The sequence below is a fragment of the Pseudomonas sp. GW822-FHT07A10 genome (genome assembly GCF_058798795.1).
The window spans coordinates 397,057-415,136 of record NZ_JBXAKV010000004.1 but is presented as its reverse complement, the minus strand read 5'-3'; the positions used below and the strand labels follow the sequence as shown (position 1 = coordinate 415,136).

General features: G+C 59.5%; 14 protein-coding genes. 2 read left to right on the top strand and 12 right to left on the bottom strand.

Going from position 1 to position 18,080, the window contains the following annotated elements; translation table 11 throughout:
- Positions 1-60 precede the first annotated feature (60 nt).
- Positions 61-570, top strand: a complete 510-nt coding sequence (locus AC1RL4_RS10225) for a 6,7-dimethyl-8-ribityllumazine synthase (RefSeq protein WP_019582888.1) — start codon at positions 61-63, stop codon at positions 568-570.
- A gap of 186 nt (positions 571-756) precedes the next feature.
- Here the strand turns inward: AC1RL4_RS10225 and astE are convergent, their stop codons facing one another.
- The 7 genes from astE to AC1RL4_RS10190 form a co-directional block, all read right to left on the bottom strand.
- On the bottom strand, positions 757-1,767 hold the full coding sequence (gene astE, locus AC1RL4_RS10220) for a succinylglutamate desuccinylase (protein WP_230174726.1): 1,011 nt from the start codon (positions 1,765-1,767) through the stop codon (positions 757-759).
- 12 nt (positions 1,768-1,779) lie between these two features.
- Positions 1,780-2,070: a hypothetical protein gene (locus AC1RL4_RS10215; RefSeq protein WP_018926388.1), complete on the bottom strand. Its 291-nt coding sequence runs from the start codon at positions 2,068-2,070 to the stop codon at positions 1,780-1,782.
- 72 nt (positions 2,071-2,142) lie between these two features.
- Positions 2,143-3,489, bottom strand: coding sequence for an N-succinylarginine dihydrolase (astB, locus tag AC1RL4_RS10210; RefSeq protein ID WP_096480932.1), 1,347 nt, complete (start codon positions 3,487-3,489; stop codon positions 2,143-2,145).
- A gap of 51 nt (positions 3,490-3,540) precedes the next feature.
- Positions 3,541-5,010 (bottom strand): succinylglutamate-semialdehyde dehydrogenase, encoded by a 1,470-nt coding sequence (gene astD, locus AC1RL4_RS10205; RefSeq protein ID WP_169342486.1) that lies wholly within the window; start codon positions 5,008-5,010, stop codon positions 3,541-3,543.
- The gene (astA, locus tag AC1RL4_RS10200) at positions 5,007-6,032 is read right to left on the bottom strand and encodes an arginine N-succinyltransferase (RefSeq protein WP_018926391.1); all 1,026 of its coding nucleotides are present in this window, start codon (positions 6,030-6,032) and stop codon (positions 5,007-5,009) included. The genes astD and astA overlap by 4 nt, the downstream gene beginning before the upstream one ends.
- Before the next feature lie 79 nt (positions 6,033-6,111).
- A complete protein-coding gene (aruF, locus tag AC1RL4_RS10195) occupies positions 6,112-7,131 on the bottom strand; it encodes an arginine/ornithine succinyltransferase subunit alpha (protein WP_007934901.1) in 1,020 nt (339 codons plus the stop codon).
- 132 nt (positions 7,132-7,263) lie between these two features.
- Positions 7,264-8,484 (bottom strand): aspartate aminotransferase family protein, encoded by a 1,221-nt coding sequence (locus tag AC1RL4_RS10190; RefSeq protein WP_019582884.1) that lies wholly within the window; start codon positions 8,482-8,484, stop codon positions 7,264-7,266.
- Positions 8,485-8,770: 286 nt separating this feature from the next.
- On the opposite strand from AC1RL4_RS10190, the gene AC1RL4_RS10185 reads away from it, so the two are divergent.
- Complete coding sequence (locus AC1RL4_RS10185; protein WP_230174735.1) at positions 8,771-13,636, top strand: leucine-rich repeat domain-containing protein; 4,866 nt, start codon at positions 8,771-8,773, stop codon at positions 13,634-13,636.
- Positions 13,637-13,669: 33 nt separating this feature from the next.
- Here the strand turns inward: AC1RL4_RS10185 and AC1RL4_RS10180 are convergent, their stop codons facing one another.
- The 5 genes from AC1RL4_RS10180 to AC1RL4_RS10160 all read right to left on the bottom strand — a co-directional run bounded on the left by AC1RL4_RS10180 (position 13,670) and on the right by AC1RL4_RS10160 (position 18,053).
- Positions 13,670-14,650, bottom strand: a complete 981-nt coding sequence (locus tag AC1RL4_RS10180; RefSeq protein ID WP_019582882.1) for a GlxA family transcriptional regulator — start codon at positions 14,648-14,650, stop codon at positions 13,670-13,672.
- 112 nt (positions 14,651-14,762) lie between these two features.
- Entirely contained in the window at positions 14,763-15,527 is a 765-nt protein-coding gene (locus tag AC1RL4_RS10175) for an ABC transporter ATP-binding protein (RefSeq protein ID WP_007971015.1), read from the bottom strand.
- A gap of 27 nt (positions 15,528-15,554) precedes the next feature.
- A complete protein-coding gene (locus tag AC1RL4_RS10170; RefSeq protein WP_019582881.1) occupies positions 15,555-16,667 on the bottom strand; it encodes a succinylglutamate desuccinylase/aspartoacylase family protein in 1,113 nt (370 codons plus the stop codon).
- Between the two features lies 1 nt (position 16,668).
- Positions 16,669-17,367, bottom strand: coding sequence for an ABC transporter permease (locus AC1RL4_RS10165; RefSeq protein ID WP_230174737.1), 699 nt, complete (start codon positions 17,365-17,367; stop codon positions 16,669-16,671).
- Positions 17,364-18,053, bottom strand: a complete 690-nt coding sequence (locus tag AC1RL4_RS10160; protein WP_007934894.1) for an ABC transporter permease — start codon at positions 18,051-18,053, stop codon at positions 17,364-17,366. Before AC1RL4_RS10160 ends, AC1RL4_RS10165 begins: the two co-directional genes overlap by 4 nt.
- Between the last annotated feature and the right edge of the window lie 27 nt (positions 18,054-18,080).

Genomic DNA, 18,080 nt, shown 5'->3' with positions numbered 1-18,080 from the left:
TACCCTTAAATCCCATTCGATTCATAACGCCCTGTTTTTCACACAAACAGGAGTCAGAACATGCAACCCACCGCAATCGATAGCAAAAGCAAAAACCATCAGGGCGAGCGCGTCGCGTTCATCCAGGCCTGCTGGCACAAGGAAATCGTCGATCAGAGCCGTAAAGGCTTCGTCGCTGAAATGATTGCCCAGGGTTATCAGGAGTCGGACATCGATTTCTTCGAAGTCGGTGGCGCCTTTGAAATTCCGCTGCACGCCAAGTTGCTGGCCAAGTCCGGCCGTTATGCCGGCATCGTCGCCGCGGGCCTGGTGGTCGATGGCGGCATCTATCGCCACGAATTCGTCGCCCAGTCGGTGATCAGCGGCCTGATGCAGGTTCAGCTGGAAACCGAAGTGCCAGTGTTCTCGGTGGTTTTGACCCCGCACCACTTCCATGCCGGTGAAGAACATCAGAAGTTCTTCTTCGAGCATTTCGTGCATAAAGGTCAGGAAGCGGCGAAGACGTGTGCAGATACGCTGCACAAGACTCGCGCATTGCGCCGCAGCGAGCCTCGCGCGGTAGCTGTCTAAACACCGATAAAACTTGTGGGGGGCGGGCTTGTGTGGCGAGGGGGCTTGCCCCCGTTCGGCTGCGAAGCAGTCGTAAATCCAGATAACTTGGTTTGTCTGGACCCAAACCGGGGGCCGCTTCGCGACCCAACGGGGGCAAGCCCCCTCGCCACACAGGCCCGCTCCTACATTTGACGGGTGTTGTGCCTAGACCAGGTTTTCGTCGGTGGTCGGTACGATCAGGATGCCGGCGCGCAGGCCGTTCTTGACCCTGGGGTTCGGGAAGATGATCCGGGCGCCCTGCTCTTCGATGATCCAGCGGGTATTGGCGATATCCTCGGCCAGCACATAACCCACTTTCAATTCCGAAAAGTTTTCGATGTCCGCCGGCAGGTTCAGGCGGAAGTTATCGCTGTGCTTGATCACTTCCCGGGCCACGCTGAACAACTGCAACCCTGCCAGCCCTTCATCGGTCATTGGCGGCTCGTTGCCTTCGATGATCTGCTTCAGGCGGGTTTCCAGCAGGCTGACATTGACCCCTTCGTTCTGCCCGAACGGCCGGGCCTTGCCCAGCTCCAGGGTGAAGGACTCGGCATCGAGCTTGTCGTAGGTGTAGGAGCTGAAGACGATGGAGGGTTTGTTCTGCAACAGCACCGCTTCCATGCCGGCGGCGCGCAAGCGAGCCAGCTCTTGGCGTGAATGCTGACGGCCTTCTTTCCAGGGGTACAGGGCGAACTGCTCGATTTTCGAGCCACGGATCGCCGTGTGCAGGTCGTAGTGCAGACGGTCGCGGTCCGGCAGGCTGAAGAACGTCGCCGCCAGCCGCTCCAGCTCACAGGCGCGCAAGGCCTCGGAACCACTGCTTTGTTCGTGACGGCCGTTGAACAGCCGATTGACGTCCTGCTCGATGAAACGCTCACCGCGACGGATGGCCTCGGGATTGCCGAACAGGAACAGAATACGGGCGCGCGGCTTCAAGTCACCGCGGGCGATGTCATGCAACAGGCGATCGAGCAGCTCGATCGGCGCTGTTTCGTTGCCATGGATACCGGCCGACAGCAGCAGGTCCAGGCCATTGTCGCGAGCTTCAGGTGGCCGGACTTCCAGCGCACCTTCGCTCAACCAGCGCATCCGTACGCCTTCGACAGTCAGTTGAGTCTTCTCCGCCGGTTCGCGGCCGGCGAGGGTCAGTTCAAGCAGTTTGCCGAGGGCGAGCATAGAGCGGTTTCCTTAGTGGTCGTGATTGCAATCCGGGCCGTGCACGTGGTCCTCATCATCACCGAGATCGGCCGGTTCCATCTCCAGTTGCAGACTTACCAGATTAGTCGCCAATGGGCGCAGCAGCAGGTTGGCGTATTCAGCGTCACCCTCTTCGACGTCCACGCCGATCAGCAGTTGGCCACGGCCGTCCTGCTGGATCCACAGCTCTTTGCCTTGCCACATGACCGCGACGCGGGTGCAGGAAGTTTCCAGTTGCGTGCCGTCGGTGTCTTCAAGGATCAGCTGCAGGGTATCGCTCATGTATTTACGCTCTCATCTGGAGATTAAGCGGCGCGCTTGCCATTCATATAAAAAGCCAAAGCGCGCCGGCTATCAATTGATCTGGAATGGATAAACCGAGCCCAGTTTAAGGATTTGCGTCAGTTCATCCAGTGCCGTCCGGCACTCAAGCAACAATTGCGGGTCCGCCAGATCGTTTTCGGTCATGCGGTCGCGGTAGTGCTTTTCGACCCACTCGGTCAATGTGCCGTACAACGGAGCCGTCATGATAACCCCTTGGTTGACGGCCGCCAGTTCGGTCTCGTTGAGGGCGACGCGCAACCGCAGGCAAGCCGGGCCACCGCCGTTCTGCATGCTCTGCTTGAGATCGAAGACTTTCACTTCGCGGATCAGGCCGCCAGAGCTGGTCAGGCCTTGCAGGTACTGCCAGACGCGTTCGTTGCCATGGCATTCTTCCGGCACGATCAACAACATGGAGCCGTCAGGACGCGACAGCAGCTGGCTATTGAACAGGTAGGAACGAACGGCGTCTTCCACGGTGACCGCGGAACGCGGTACGCAGATCGACTGAAATTTCCCGCCGACTTTTGCCAGTTTGCCTTGCAGTTCAACGAGCATCTGGTCGGTGTCGAGGAAGGCGTCCTCGTGATAGAACAGCACCTCGCCGTTGCCCACTGCGATCACGTCGTTATGGAACACGCCCTGATCGATCACCGAAGGGTTCTGCTGGGCGTAGACCACGCCGTCATCGCTCAAGCCATGCAGGCGAGCGACGGCCTGGGAAGCTTCGAGGGTCTGGCGCGCCGGGTACTTCTGCGGGGACGGATAACGGGTGTCGAACGCGCTACGACCGAACACGAAAAACTCGACGCCGGCTTCACCGTAGTCACGGCAGAAACGGGTGTGGTTGGCCGCGCCTTCGTCACCGAACTGCGCCACGGCCGGCAACGCGGCGTGGTGAGCAAAGTGTTTCTGGTCAGCGAACATCGCGCCCAGCACGCGACTGGTGGTCGGGTGCTCGATGCTGCGGTGGTATTTGCAATTGAGGTTAGCGGCGGTGAAATGCACACGACCGTCGGCGGTGTCGGCACTCGGGCTGACCGTGGCGGCGTTGGCCACCCACATGCTCGATGCCGAGCAACTGGCAACCAGCAGCGGCATTGCATCCTTGGCGGCGCGCTCAATCACTTGCGCGTCAGTGCCGCTGAAACCCAAGCGGCGCAGGGCGGCTACGTCAGGGCGCTCCTGTGGTGCGAGCACGCCTTGCTGAAAGCCCATATCCATCAGCGCTTTCATTTTCGCCAGACCTTGCAGCGCAGCTTCCTTCGGGTTCGAGGATTGCTGGCTGTTGCTCTGGGAGGCGACGTTGCCGTAGGACAGGCCACCGTAGTTATGGGTCGGCCCCACTAGACCGTCAAAATTGACTTCATAGGATTTCATCAGCGAGGCTCCACAAGAATCTGTTGTTATAGGCTGCTACAAGGGTCTGTCTTACGACATGCGTACGCCGGGCGTAAGGGCCGCTGGCAAGGTCAGGCTCGGGGTTTCCAGCGAGGCCACCGGGTACGCGCAGTAATCCGCCGCGTAGTAGGCGCTGGCGCGATGGTTGCCCGAGGCGCCGACGCCGCCGAATGGCGCGCTGCTCGCCGCACCGGTCAGCTGCTTGTTCCAGTTGACGATACCGGCGCGGCTTTCCAGCCAGAACTGCTGATAACGCGCTTCGGAATCCGACAGCAGGCCGGCCGCCAGGCCATAAGCGGTGTCGTTGGCTTCAGCGATCGCCGCTTCAAAATCAGCGTAGCGGATCACTTGCAGCAGCGGACCGAACAGCTCTTCGTCTGGGCGATCGGCAACCGCTGTCACGTCCAGAATGCCCGGGGTCAGCAACGCAGCCTGAGCCTGAGGCTGAGTCATTTCCAGCAGCGCCACGGCGCCGTTGGCCAGCAGATGTTCTTGCGCTTCCATCAGGGCTTTCGCAGCACCGAGGGAAATCACCGAGCCCATGAACGGTGCTGGTTGCTGATCGAACGCACCGACGTCGATGGTCGAGCTGACCGCCACCAGACGCGCCAGCAGCGTATCGCCCCAGGCGCCTTGCGGCACCAGCAAACGACGGGCGCACGTGCAGCGTTGGCCGGCAGAAATGAACGCCGACTGAATGATGGTGTAAACGGCCGCATCGAGATCCGCAACCTGATCCACCACCAGCGGGTTGTTACCGCCCATTTCCAGCGCGAGGATTTTGTCTGGACGACCGGAAAACTGCTTGTGCAGATGATTGCCGGTACGGCTGGAACCGGTGAAGAACAGACCGTCGATGCCCGGGTTCGCCGCCAGGGCGATACCGGTTTCGCGAGCACCTTGCAGCAGGTTCAGCACGCCGGCCGGCAGACCGGCTTCGATCCAGCACTTGACCGTCAGTTCGGCGACTTTCGGTGTCAGTTCGCTAGGCTTGAACAGCACACTGTTACCGGCCAGCAGCGCCGGCACGATGTGACCGTTCGGCAAGTGACCGGGGAAGTTGTAAGGACCGAACACCGCCACCACGCCGTGCGGCTTGTGACGCAATACGGCGGTGGCGTCGCCCAGCGGGCCGCTCTTCTCGCCGGTCCGTTCGCGGTAGCTCTGTACCGAGATGGCAATCTTGTTGACCATGCTGGTGACTTCAGTCGCCGCTTCCCACAAGGGTTTGCCGGTTTCTTCACCGATGGTGCGAGCCAATTCGTCAGCGTGATTCTTCAGCGCAGCGGCAAAGGCTTCCAGCACGCTGATGCGCTCTTCCAGGGTACGGCGGGCCCAGCCCGGGAACGCCTGACGCGCGGCTTGCACGGCCGACTCGACCTGAGCGGCAGTGGCGCCTTCGCCGGCCCACAGCACTTGCTGGGTCACCGGGTTGACCGATTGAAAGCTTTCACCCTGGCCGGCCAGCCATTCACCGGCGATGTATAGCGAATTCATTATTTCGACTCCCGAGCTGCAGACAACGGAACGGCGCGTACTTGATCGCCAGCGTTGAGTTGAAGACGTTTGGCGGTCAGCGGATCAACCACCAACGTGCCAGCGGCGAAGCGTGCTGGCGCGGCAGTGATCCGGCAGTCTTCGCGCTTGCGGTTATGGATCAGGAACGGCGTGGCGTCATCACCCGGGGTGCCGATGGCCAGCACCAGCGCCTGGCTGTCGCGCACTGCGCGGATCTTGGCGGTTTCGCACTCCACCGCAGGGCCTGCGTCGAAAATATCGACGTAGCCTTGGTAACTGAAACCTTCACTCTTGAGCATCGCCAGAGCCGGCTCGGTGTCCGGATGAACCTGGCCAATCACGTTGCGCGCGTCTGGCGACAGGAAGCAGGTGTACAGCGGGAATTTCGGCATCAGTTCGGCGATGAACGCCTTGTTGCCCACGCCAGTGAGGTAATCGGCCTGGCTGAATTCCATCTTGAAGAAATGCCGGCCCAGACTTTCCCAGAACGGCGAACGCCCGGCTTCGTCGGACATGCCGCGCATTTCAGCGATGATCTTGTTGCCGAACAGTTGCGGGAACTCGGCGATGAACAGCAGCCGCGCCTTGGCCAGCATGCGGCCGTTGAGGCCACTGCGGTAATCGGCGTGCAGGAACAGCGAGCACAGTTCAGAGTTGCCGGTCAGGTCGTTGGCCAGGAACAGCGTCGGAATTTCGCGGTAGATATTCAGCTCTTGCGAGGCACTGACCGTCAGGCCCACCCGGAAGTTGTACCAGGGCTCACGCAGGCCGACGGCGCCAGCAATCGCGGAAATACCCACCACGCGGCCATTGTCGTCTTCGAGTACGAACAGGTAGTCCGCATCGCCCCGCCCGGCTTCGCCGCGGAAGGTTTTCTCGGCCCAGCCAACCCGATGGGCCAGACGCTCTTCGTTGGCCGGCAAAGTGGTCAGGCCGGTGCCGGTGCTGCGGGCCAGGTCGATCAGAGCGGGTAAATCGCTGCTGCGTACGGGACGAACGATCATGCTATCTCCTCAAACGGGCCGCTTGCGCCACCCGCGAAATTTCGCTGCTTTCCAGACATTTCTCTCCAGGAAGCAGGCGTCAAACCGCCACCAGGCGCACGCTGGCACCTTCACCAACACCCAAGGCTTCGGCCGCTTCAAGATCCAGGGTCACCGGTTTGCCCGGCGCGTAATCAAGCTCGAGCAACACAGCGCGGTAATCCTGCAACTGGGCATTGGCCACCAGATACTGACGACCGGCGCCTTTGACCGGCTCACCGATTTTCACCGGGACTACACGGCTCTGGGCGATCGAACGGATCCCCGAGACGCGGGCATGCAGAGTCGGGCCACCATCGAAAATATCGATGTAGTGATCGGTCTCGAAGCCTTCGCGCATCAGGATGTCGAAGGTGATTTGCGCCCGCGGGTGCACCTGGCCCATCGCCTCTTGAGCGGAGTCCGGCAGCAACGGCACGTAGATCGGGTAATGCGGCATCAGCTCGGCGAGGAACGTGCGGCTCTTCAAACCGCACAGACGCTCGGCTTCGGCGTAGTTGAGGTCGAAGAAGTTGCGACCGATGGCATCCCAGAACGGCGAGTCGCCATTTTCGTCGCTGTAACCGACGATCTCGGTCACCACGGAATCGGCAAAGCGCTCCGGATGGCTGGCCACGAACAACAGACGGCCACGGGAGTTGAGCTCCGCCCAAGGCGTGCCCACCAACTCCCTCTGCACGTAGAAACTGGTCAGCAAGCTGTTGCCGGTCAGATCGTGGCACTGGGAGAGCACGTGGATCTTATTGTGAATCTTCAGCTCGCGGGAGGCGTGCACGAACGTTTCGTTTCGAAAGCTGTAGAACGGCTCGGAATAACCGGCCGAGGCAACGATGGCCGAACAACCGACCAACTTGCCGGTGGCGGTATCTTCGAGCACGAAGAAATAGCTCTCTTCACCGTTGAAGCTCACTTCGGCGGCGAACGAGGCTTCGCTTGCGGCGATCTTGTCGCTCAGGCGTTCAACGTCATCCGGCAAGGAAGTGACACCAATCGGGCTATCCGCAGCCAGACGCTGTACCTCGCCCAGATCAGCCATTTGCGCGGGGCGCATCACCAGCATGGTGTCACTCCTTTCTTAACATCAGGTTGGCGAATTGCGCCAACTCGGGGAAAAAAATGCCGGGCAGGCCCGGCACAGGAAATAATCTCAACGCCTATCTATTACGATAGGCGCTGAGGAGCACTGTATGAATCAGGCTTGCGTCAGCTTGGCCACGGCGCGTTCGAAGCGGTCCAGACCGGCATCGATATCGGCGTCTTCAACCACCAGGCTTGGCGCGAAACGAATCACGTCCGGGCCGGCTTGCAGAATCATCAGACCTTCACGCTCGGCGGCGTTGAAGATGTCTTTGGCCTTGCCTTTCCAGGCATCGGCCAGCACGCAACCGAGCAGCAGGCCCAGGCCACGAACCTGAGTGAAAAGGCCGTATTTCTCGCCAATCTGCTCAAGACGGGTCTTGAACTTGTCGTGCTTGGTTTTGACACCGTTCAGCACTTCGGGCGTGTTGATCACATCGATCACTGCTTCAGCGACCGCGCATGCCAGCGGGTTACCGCCGTAAGTGGTGCCATGGGTGCCGACAACCAGATGTTTAGCCAGGTCTTCGGTGGTCAGCATTGCTGCGATCGGGAAACCGCCGCCCAGGCTCTTGGCACTGGTCAGGATGTCCGGGGTCACGCCGTAATGCATGTAGGCGAACAGCTCACCGCTGCGGCCCATGCCGGTCTGGACTTCGTCGAACACCAGCAGCGCGTTGTGCGCATCGCACAGTTCACGGGCGCCTTGCAGGTAAGACAGCTCGGCCGGCAGTACGCCGCCTTCGCCCTGGATTGGCTCCAGCACCACCGCGCAGGTCTTGTCGGAAACAGCGGCTTTCAGCGCGGCCAGATCGTTGTAAGGCACGTGGGTGATGCCGGTGATCTTCGGACCGAAACCGTCGGAGTACTTCGACTGGCCACCGACATTCACGGTAAACAGGGTACGGCCGTGGAAGCTGTTGAGCGCGGCAACGATTTCGTACTTCTCGGTCCCGAAACGGTCATGGGCCACGCGACGGGCCAGCTTGAAAGCGGCCTCGTTGGCTTCGGCGCCGGAGTTGCAGAAGAACACACGATCGGCAAACGTGGCGTCGACCAGCTTATGGGCCAGGCGCAAGGCCGGCTCATTGGTGAACACGTTGGAGACGTGCCACAGCTTGTTCGCCTGTTCGGTCAATGCAGCGACCAGCGCCGGGTGCGCATGGCCCAATACGTTAACGGCAATCCCGCCGGCGAAGTCGATCAGCTCGCGGCCAGACTGGTCCCAAACACGGGAACCGGCGCCACGCACAGGAATGAAAGCGGCAGGCGCATAGTTGGGAACCATTACCTGGTCAAAATCGGCGCGTTCTACCGCAGCGTGCTCAACGGACATCGGAGTCTCCTGATGAGGAACACTCGCCTGAAACTGGCGAGCGATGAGGGGATTGTAAGGACAGTTTTCAGCCCGGCCTTGCCGCCAAGCGACAACTTCTTATAGCGCAAACACCGGTTTTGCCCGGGTTTACGGCAATGCGACAAATACCGTCGCAAAGGCGCAGTTTAAACTGTCGACGCAGGTTATAGGCAGGGTTGTCGGACGGGGTGGTAATTATGTACCGCACCAAACACATCATTGTCTGTTTTGCTGGCGGCCAATCCAAACGCTAAGGGAATAGCGCATGAGCCGATACGAAAATGATCACCCTTTCACTGTCGCCGTCAGCGAATCCGCCACACAACCGGACGATCACTACCATCACCTGTTCAATAATCTGCCGAACTGGGTATTAGAAGCCTCGCCCGGTACACGTAGCGCCCTCAAACAAGCCTCGCTTGCCGTGCCGGACTGGCATGGCACCGCGACGCCTTCGCAACATCAGTCGCTGAAAAAGCTCAGCCAGGAACACTGGACCCATCGAAATCGCCTGGACTCGATGCTGTCGAAGCTGCAAAGCGCACGCGACTTTGCCGAACCTCTTCTGAGCGCGGCCCTGAAAACCCGTTTTGACCTGGACCTGGACGTCAAAACGACTTTCCTGCGCCTCTACACACCTCAAACAGTGCCCTTATTCGGGATCAAGACGGGTGCTGCGCGTACCTGGACCGTATCGCTGCTCGATGCCTGCCTTCATAATTTTCAGGAATCGGAAACCGCAGCGGATGCCTATGAGTCCGCCTCGACGTTCATCACCAAACCGTCGCTCACAGGGCAGTTCGAGACACTGCCAAGGGTCAAGCAGAAACTCACTGTCGCAGCCTTTGCCCTGTTGTGCCGGGAACTGGATATCGGTGGCCAGTACAGCACTTACCTTAAAGACAATCTGGGGCTGACCAATCCGGTGGCCGCAGCGGTGTTGAAATCGAAGGTGATCGGTTCGCACAAAACCGCACTCAAGTCCGCACTGCAAATGGCGCACATCCGAGGGGACATTCCAGAGGATGCCCGCCTCTCGATCCTGCGCATTGTGGAAGGACGTTCGGGCGCTCGACTGGATGGCCAGCCGCTGTATTGTCACGACCTGACAATCATGTCTTCCTCACTGACCGGCATCGTCATGTTCGCGCCGAAGCTTGACCGAGCACGCAAGGCAACGCGGGTCATCGCTTACATCCCGGACGATCCGGAGCACCCTCTCAAGCAATATCCAGACACACTGGCGTTCCTCAACGAGCTAACCCGCAAGCTGCGCACTCCCGCTTACCAAACGTTTTTCAGTCGCTTCGTCGACCACAAAGAAAGGGGACATTTCTTTGCTGATCTCAATCGTCGCCTCCAGAGCGTAACCTGGCATCCACACCAGCATGGCGACCCCATGCCGAGTTGGCGCGAAACGCCCATCGACACGCCCAATCTCCGGTTTGCGATAACCCCGTTCAGAGCGGACCTGTGGAACCATCTCCATCAGCGGCAGTTGAACAAGATCCTCAACGACGCCAGCACGCTCGCCGTCTCCACCGCTTCTGCCGACCGAAACGCACGATGGGCATTGTGGGATGCCTTCAGCAAAGTGGCCTCGACACTTCTTGAAATCGCGACGTTTGTTGCATTGCCATTTGTTCCGTTTCTTGGCGAATTGATGCTGGCCTATATGGCCTACCAGTTACTCGATGAGACCTTCGAAGGCATCGTGGACCTGGCCATAGGGCTGAAAACAGAAGCGCTGGGGCACTTGATGACGTTCGCCGAAACAGTGGTCCAGGTAGGCACCTTCGCGGTGGGCGGCGCCATCGCTGTCGGCGCCTTCAGTCGCCTGCTTTCGCGCGAAGCTGTTGGGCTTATCGCCCCATTCAAACCCATCACGACGCCTGAGGGGAAAACCCGCTACTGGAAGCCGGATCTCACACCTTACGAACAAACTCTCAGTTTGCCCGAAGAATCAAAACCCGATCAGCTTGGCCTCTATCGTCACGGAGGCAAGACACTGCTGCGACTGGAAGAAAAACTGTATGCCGTGAAACCCGATCATACGTCGGGTGCGTTTCAGATTGAGCATCCGAGCCGGGCCGATGCTTATCAGCCGACTCTGCTGCATAACAACCACGGCGCCTGGTACACAGAGCTGGAACAACCGTTGAACTGGGACCGGGAAAAGGTCATGCGTCGCCTCGGTCATAGTGTTGAATCGTTCAGCAGCACCGAGCGCGAACAAATCCTGCGGATCAGCGGTTACCACGACAACGTAGTGCGTGAAACGCACGTCGAGCGGTATCGCCCGCCTTCGCTGCTGACCGACACGATCAAACGCTTCCGGATCAATCGGGACATTGAAACCTTTATCGAACAGATCGGCAGCGACCAACCCGAACACTATCGAAAGGCCGATCCGGCCATGCAATATCAACTGCTGAGCCGATACGACGCATGGCCTGCCGACACGCCTGTGCCGGCACTGGAAACCCAAACGCCAACACTCCGAAAGCAGACTGTGGATCTCGCCCTGAGGTACCGCAAATCGCTGTTCGAAATGCTCTACCGCGCAAAGGAAAAAACGGATAACCCGCCAGTTCAGCGAGTGCTTGACGACGTGCAGGGACTACCCACCGATATTGCACAAGAGCTGGTGAGCAATGCCACCGGCACCGAATTACGGCAGTTGCACAGCAATCGCATCCCCCAACGCCTCAAGGACGCGGCACAAAAAGCCATGGAGGCCGTACGTGCAACCCGAGCCTGTGAAGGCCTTTATACCGAGGCTCTGGAAACCACCGATACCCATCGGCTGGCCTTACATAGCCTGAACTCATTGCCCAACTGGCCTGCCGAGCTACGTATCGAAGTGAGGGATTATTCCCATGACGGGACCCTGCGTGACAGCATTGGTCAGCCCGATGCGCCGACACTTAAAACGCTGGTGCGGGCCGAAGACGGGACCTACCAGGCTCACCAGGACAGTGAATCAGTACCCGGTGATTTCTATCAGGCCCTCTTTCAGGCGTTGCCGGATGCACAGCGCAATGCATTGAGCCCTTCGCCTCAAGACGCCCGGACATTCAAACAACGCATCGCCGAGCACGCTCTGGAGCAACCGGCATTACGCGCACTGTTCGCAAAAAATCCCCATCGAAAACCCTACTATGACCCCACCACCATGCGCCTGCCCGGTGGCACGCAGGGCTATAGCCGAGCCAGCCGCGAGACACTTACGCTTAACGACCGGGTTCGAGATGTTTACCCCAATCTGTCTCAAGAGCAATTGCAGTCCGTAGTCCAGGCATTGCAGAGTCACCCCGATGGCGCTCGCGTTGAACTCTCACGTCTGAATAGAGAGCTGGTCCGACTGCATCAGGACCTGGGCACCTGGATCAATGAGGTGCCCACTGTTCATCCTGAAACCGGACGCCCTCTCAGTGAGCTGGATCAACAAGCCGAGAGAAACAATCGCCAGTTGCTGGCTCAGGAAATCCAACGCAGTTGGCGGCGACAGACCGAACTGGACTTCGACGCACCGGATGAGACTAGCCGGTATACGCTCAGGTTTGCAGAGCCGATAATCGGTGACTTGCCGTCAATACATGCCGACTTCGCTCATGTGTCGCTGCTATCCCTGGAAGGCAACCATACCGCGCAGGGTATTCCAGGGTTTCTACAGCGTTTCAGTGGATTGCGCCGCCTGGAGTTACGCCGTTTCTCCCTGACCACCCTCCCCGACGCTATCCCTCGAATGACAGACCTTCACGCCCTGGTTCTAAGCGATTGCGGCATCAGGATTGACGCGGCCACATGGTCGAAACTGACTTCATTGAAGAAGCTGGTCTCGCTGGATCTGTACAAGAATCCATTTGAAACCGCCCCCCGCATCGACACAATGAGCGAACTGACTCACCTGGATCTGAGCGCCACCGACCTGTCCGAAATTCCGGCCGGCGCCCTGCAACACCCAAGGCTCGACACCCTTCTGCTGACGAACAACCTTATCAGCGAGTTGCCTGTCGGATTGTTCGAGAGCTCGTTGTACAACAAGCGTGGCATACACCTTACGCACAATCCGGTTTCCAACAGAGCCCGAGAACTGATCAAGCGACACCACTTCGATACCGCTTACGACATGTCCGTCTATGCCCCCGAGGCGGACATTGATCGCGTCACTGCGCTATACCCCGGCATGGACGTCGAGCAAGCGAGTCAATTTGTCTACGAATTGCCGGGCACGCTGGAGGATGGCCGCACCGATCTGACGCGCCTTGAAGAAGAGTTTGCCCAATTGAGAAATGATTTGTCTGTCTGGACCGCCGACGTTCCGGACCGGCACCCCGTAACGGACACCCCCCTCAACGACAACCAACTGGCTGTCGAACAAGCCAACCGTGACCAATTCAAACAGCTTCTTGAGAGGTGCTGGCAGCATGAATCCGAACTGGATGATTTCAACGATGCCCTTGAGCCCACGTTCGAGCTCACAGCCCCCTCCATCATCATCGGAGAGCTGCCGACACTGAGTGCCGACTTCAGCCATGTCTCAGCGCTGGAACTTGGCAGTGCCAACGGCGCGACCCGCATCGGGCGCTTTCTGGAATCCTTCCCCAACCTCAAAAGCCTCAGGCTGCGCGAGTGCAACCTGGGCAACATTCCTGAGGCGGTATTCAAGATGAGTCGACTGAGATCGTTGTCATTGCCCTATTGCCGCATCCGTTTGTCACCGGAGTCGACAAACGCATTAGCAGGGATGGAACAGCTTGATTATCTCGATCTGGGCCACAACCCTCTGGGACAAACACTGGACCTGAGCCAGATGCCAAATCTGGCGACCGTCGTGCTTAACCACACTGGCCTCAGCGAAATTCCACATGGCCTGTTACAACTGACCGAACTGGACTGGGCAGACCTGAGCGAAAACGCAATCACCGAAGTCCCCAGTGACGTTCTGGAGATGCCATTGGACATCGCGGAGAACATTAGCCTGAGAGGCAATCAGCTTTCCGAGGAGAGCCTGTTACGGCTGATCGGCTACTTTGAACACACGGGCGCGGATTTCGGCGTGGAAGAAGTAATCAATCGAGGCGAAATGGAGGTTTCATCCTCCGATAGCTCAGCGATGGACGAGTAACACAACCTTCAGTTCCGAGCGTGGAGCACTTGATCACCCGCGCTCGGACGGCACCGACGACAATTCGAACGGGCTGCTGCTACGCCGCTGGTTGCGGTCTTCCCGGGGCGTGGCACCGAAGAAGTTACGGTAGGCGCTGGAGAAATGCGGCCCCGAAGAGAAGCCACACGACAGGCCGATCTGGATGATCGACTTGCTGGTTTGCATCAACATCTGCCGGGCCTTGTTCAGGCGCAGTTCCAGGTAATACTGGCTCGGCACGCGGTTGAGGTATTGCTTAAAGATCCGCTCCAGCTGCCGACGCGATACGCACACGTGCTGGGCGATTTCGTCAGTGGTCAGCGGCTCTTCGATGTTGGCTTCCATCAGCAACACCGCCTGGGTGAGCTTCGGATGGCTGGAACCCAATCGGTTCTGCAACGGAATACGCTGGCGCTCGCCGCCCTCGCGAATGCGTTCGACCACCAGTTCTTCCGACACCGCACCGGCCAGTTCGGCGCCGTGATCGCGGGCCAGCACCGCCAGCAGCAAGTCGAGAACTGACAGGCCACCGCACGCGGTCAAGCGATCACGATCCCAGTCGAACAGGTGACTGGTGGCAATCACTTTCGGGAAACGCTCGGCGAAATCGTCCTGCCAGCGCCAATGCACGGCAGCGCGATAACCGTCGAGCAAACCCAACTGCGCCAATGGGTAAACACCGGCGGACAAACCGCCGATCACACAACCGGCGCGCACCAGCTGTTTCAACGCACTGCTGAGCGGCGGCGCGAGAGAAGTCGGTGGTTCGTCGGCGAGCAGGAACAGTTTCTGAAAGTTTTCGAGCTTGCCGGCCCATGGCTCACCGGGCAATTGCCAGGCGCCGTCGGTCGGCGGTTCGGCCTGCAAAAACGACAATTCGTAAACAACGTCCGGGTGCACACGCTGGGCAACACGCAAGGCCTCCTCAGCCAGCGCAAGCGTCAGAGCTTTAGTGCTGGGCCAAATCAGGAAACCAATTCGATGGGCAGTCATGGCGGGCAATCCGAAACGAAGACAGTGTTAAAGCCGAAGGCGGCTGCAACCAAATTAGACCATCTGGCGCGCGGTGCGCAGCATGACCTAATTTGGTGCGTAACGGGAGCGATTACTTGAGGCTGCCCGAGAGGAATTGTTGCAAGCGTTCCGACTGCGGATTGACCAGCACTTCGCGCGGGTTGCCGCTTTCTTCGACGACGCCTTTGTGCAGGAAAACCAGCTGGTTCGACACTTCACGGGCAAAGCCCATTTCGTGCGTCACCACCACCATGGTCCGGCCTTCCTGTGCCAGGGCCTGCATGACTTTCAGCACGTCACCCACCAACTCCGGATCGAGGGCCGAGGTCGGTTCGTCGAACAGCATCACTTCGGGTTCCATCGCCAGCGCACGGGCAATCGCCACACGTTGCTGCTCGCCACCAGACATGTGCCCTGGGTAGGCGTCCTTGCGATGGGCCACACCGACCTTGTTCAGGTAGTGCTCGGCTTTCTCGCGGGCTTCGGCCTTGGACACACCGAGCACATGCACCGGCGCTTCCATGATGTTTTCCAGCGCGGTCATGTGCGACCACAGGTTGAAATGCTGGAACACCATCGACAGGCGCGAACGCATGCGTTGCAGTTGTTTCGGGTCGGCGGCTTTCAACGCGCCGTCCTTGTTGGCAACCAGTTTCAACTCTTCGTTGTTGAGCAGAATCTTGCCCGCGTGCGGCTGCTCGAGCAGGTTGATGCAACGCAGGAAAGTACTTTTGCCGGAGCCACTGGAGCCGATGATGCTGATCACATCACCAGCCGCCGCTTTCAGGGACACGCCCTTGAGCACTTCGTGACTGCCATAGCGTTTATGCAGGTCTTGGACTTCAAGTTTGTACATGCGGTCGGTTCTCACAAAAACAGTCAGTCAGTCGTTGAGCAAGCGCCCGTGACGCAGCGCTTCGCGCCCCGCCACCTTGGCCAGCCAGAAACCGGGTTGGGCGTAACGCAGCCGTTCAATGGCAAACAGCACCCCGGACGTACCAGCACACACCGTGCTGACCCGATCCGCCAGCGGATCGATCACTTCAAAAATCTCGTCGCCTGCTTCAACCCATTCACCGGGTTTACGCAGAAAACTCAGCACGCCAGGATGCGGCGCGAACAGTAATTCGGTGCCTTCGAACGGCATGCCTTCACACGCGTCTTGCGCAGGCTTGGGCCATTCACCGCCGATCAAGCCTTGCTCGGCGAGGAACGCCAGAATGCCTTCGGCGTGAGCTTCTGCCTCAGCGCGACCGGTATCGGCCTGACCACCCAGTTCGATGGTCGTCGCCAGGCAGGCCAGTGGAATCTGCGCATCCGGGAACAGACGCGACAAACGCAGCCACGGCAGCGAGCACGCTTCGTCAAAGGAACTGCCGCCGGAATCTTCCGCCAGCAGGCCGACCTTGACGTTCAAGTGCGCAGCCAGTGAGCGCCAGTGCGACCAGTGTTGCGGCAAGGCGTACATGTGCAGCGCCGCTTCGCAATCGCAATGCAGATCCAGCACCACGTCAGCGGTGCAGGCATGGCTGAGCAAGATGCGCTGCATGCCTTGCAACTGGCTGCTCGCCTCTGGCAAAGCTGCCAGGTGATCGCTCATGGCCTGACGGATGAGTCGAATATTGGCATGCGGATCATCACCCAGATGCCCATCGAGTTCGGCGGCCACCGGCGCGCTGAGTTCGACGAAATCCCGGTTGAAGTTCTTGCCGCTGCCCGCTTCGAAACGCCCCTGATGATTGCCTTGCAGCAATTGACCCAGGCCCAATGGATTGGCCACCGGCACCAGTTCAATCACACCATTGAGCAAGCCCTGGGCTTCGAGTTCGCTCAGGCGCTTTTTCAGCTCCCAGGCCGTGCGCATCCCCGGCAGTTCATCGGCGTGCAGGCTGGCCTGGATATAGGCCTTGCGCTCGCCAGCGCCGAAGCGGAACACCGAAATCCGGCGTTCACTGCCCAGGTGGCTCCACGGCAAAGCATGATCGATGCGTTCCATATCAATGCTTCCGCGGGGCCAGATAGCCCAGCCAGCGGTGTTCGGCCAGCTTGAACAGCCTCACCAGAATGAACGTCAGGCACAGATAGAACAGGCCGGCGGTGATGTAGGCTTCGAACGGCAAGTAGAACTGAGCGTTGACCGTGCGCGCAGCACCGGTAATGTCGATCAGGGTCACGATCGACGCCAGACTGGTGGTCTGCAGCATCATGATCACTTCGTTGCTGTACTGCGGCAGTGCCCGGCGCAGGGCCGATGGCAGCAGGATCCGCTTGTACATCTTGATGCGAGACATGCCCATGGCCTTGGCCGCTTCGATCTCGCCGTTCGGCGTGGCACGCAGGCTGCCGGCGATGATTTCGGCGGTGTAGGCGCTGGTGTTGATCGCGAAGGCCAGGCACGCGCAGAACGTGGCGCTGGACAACCATGGCCAGAGGAAGCTTTCACGCACGGTTTCGAATTGCGCCAGACCGTAGTAGATCAAGAACAGCTGCACCAGCATCGGCGTGCCACGGATCACGTAGGTGAACAGCCAGGCACTCATGTTGACCAGCGGCTGCTTGGAGACGCGCATCAGCCCCAGCGGCAGTGCCGCCAGCAAGCCGAAGAACAGCGACAGCGCGAGCAGTTTGAGGGTGGTCACCAGCCCGCCGAAGTACAGCGGCAAGGCCTCCCAAATGACGTTGTAGTCGAAGATCATAGCTCAGCCGCCCTTACGCCTACCGAGTAGCGCTTCTCAAGATGACGCAATGCCAGCAACGAGACGCTGGTGATCACCAGGTACATCGCCGCCACCGCGAGGAAGAAGGTGAAAGGCTCGCGGGTAGCGTCTGCCGCCTGCTTGGCCTTGAACATCATGTCTTGCAGACCCACCACCGAAATCAGCGCGGTGGCCTTGGTCAGTACCAGCCAGTTGTTGGTGAAACCCGGAATCGCCAGGCGAATCATCTGCGGCACCAACACCCGGAAGAACACCTGAAAACTGCTCATGCCGTACGCCATGCCGGCTTCTGCCTGGCCCTTGGGGATCGCCATGAACGCGCCACGGAAGGTTTCCGACAGGTACGCACCGAAGATGAAGCCCAGGGTGCCGATACCGGCGGCCAACGGGTTCAGGTCGATATAGTCGTCATAGCCGAGCATCGGCGCGACGCGGTTGAGCAGGTCCTGGCCGCCGTAGAAAATCAGCAGGATCAGCACCAGATCGGGAATACCGCGGATCACCGTGGAATACAGATCGCCCAGCCAGGCCAGCCAGCGCACCGGCGACAGACGCAGCGCAACGCCGATCAGCCCCAGGACGATGGCCAGGGCCATGGACGACAAGGCGAGCTGAAGCGTCAGCCATGCGCCATCGAGGATGACAGCCCCGTAGCCTTTCAACATGATTCAGGTCCTCGAAAGTTGGGATGA

Bases quoted from the DNA above. Each gene is read 5' to 3' on its own strand.
- AC1RL4_RS10225 (WP_019582888.1), top strand. From the start codon at position 61: ATGCAACCCACCGCAATCGATAGCAAAAGCAAAAACCATCAGGGCGAG.
- astE (WP_230174726.1), bottom strand. From the start codon at position 1,767: ATGCTCGCCCTCGGCAAACTGCTTGAACTGACCCTCGCCGGCCGCGAA.
- AC1RL4_RS10215 (WP_018926388.1), bottom strand. From the start codon at position 2,070: ATGAGCGATACCCTGCAGCTGATCCTTGAAGACACCGACGGCACGCAA.
- astB (WP_096480932.1), bottom strand. From the start codon at position 3,489: ATGAAATCCTATGAAGTCAATTTTGACGGTCTAGTGGGGCCGACCCAT.
- astA (WP_018926391.1), bottom strand. From the start codon at position 6,032: ATGATCGTTCGTCCCGTACGCAGCAGCGATTTACCCGCTCTGATCGAC.
- aruF (WP_007934901.1), bottom strand. From the start codon at position 7,131: ATGCTGGTGATGCGCCCCGCGCAAATGGCTGATCTGGGCGAGGTACAG.
- AC1RL4_RS10190 (WP_019582884.1), bottom strand. From the start codon at position 8,484: ATGTCCGTTGAGCACGCTGCGGTAGAACGCGCCGATTTTGACCAGGTA.
- AC1RL4_RS10185 (WP_230174735.1), top strand. From the start codon at position 8,771: ATGAGCCGATACGAAAATGATCACCCTTTCACTGTCGCCGTCAGCGAA.
- AC1RL4_RS10180 (WP_019582882.1), bottom strand. From the start codon at position 14,650: ATGACTGCCCATCGAATTGGTTTCCTGATTTGGCCCAGCACTAAAGCT.
- AC1RL4_RS10175 (WP_007971015.1), bottom strand. From the start codon at position 15,527: ATGTACAAACTTGAAGTCCAAGACCTGCATAAACGCTATGGCAGTCAC.
- AC1RL4_RS10170 (WP_019582881.1), bottom strand. From the start codon at position 16,667: ATGGAACGCATCGATCATGCTTTGCCGTGGAGCCACCTGGGCAGTGAA.
- AC1RL4_RS10165 (WP_230174737.1), bottom strand. From the start codon at position 17,367: ATGATCTTCGACTACAACGTCATTTGGGAGGCCTTGCCGCTGTACTTC.
- AC1RL4_RS10160 (WP_007934894.1), bottom strand. From the start codon at position 18,053: ATGTTGAAAGGCTACGGGGCTGTCATCCTCGATGGCGCATGGCTGACG.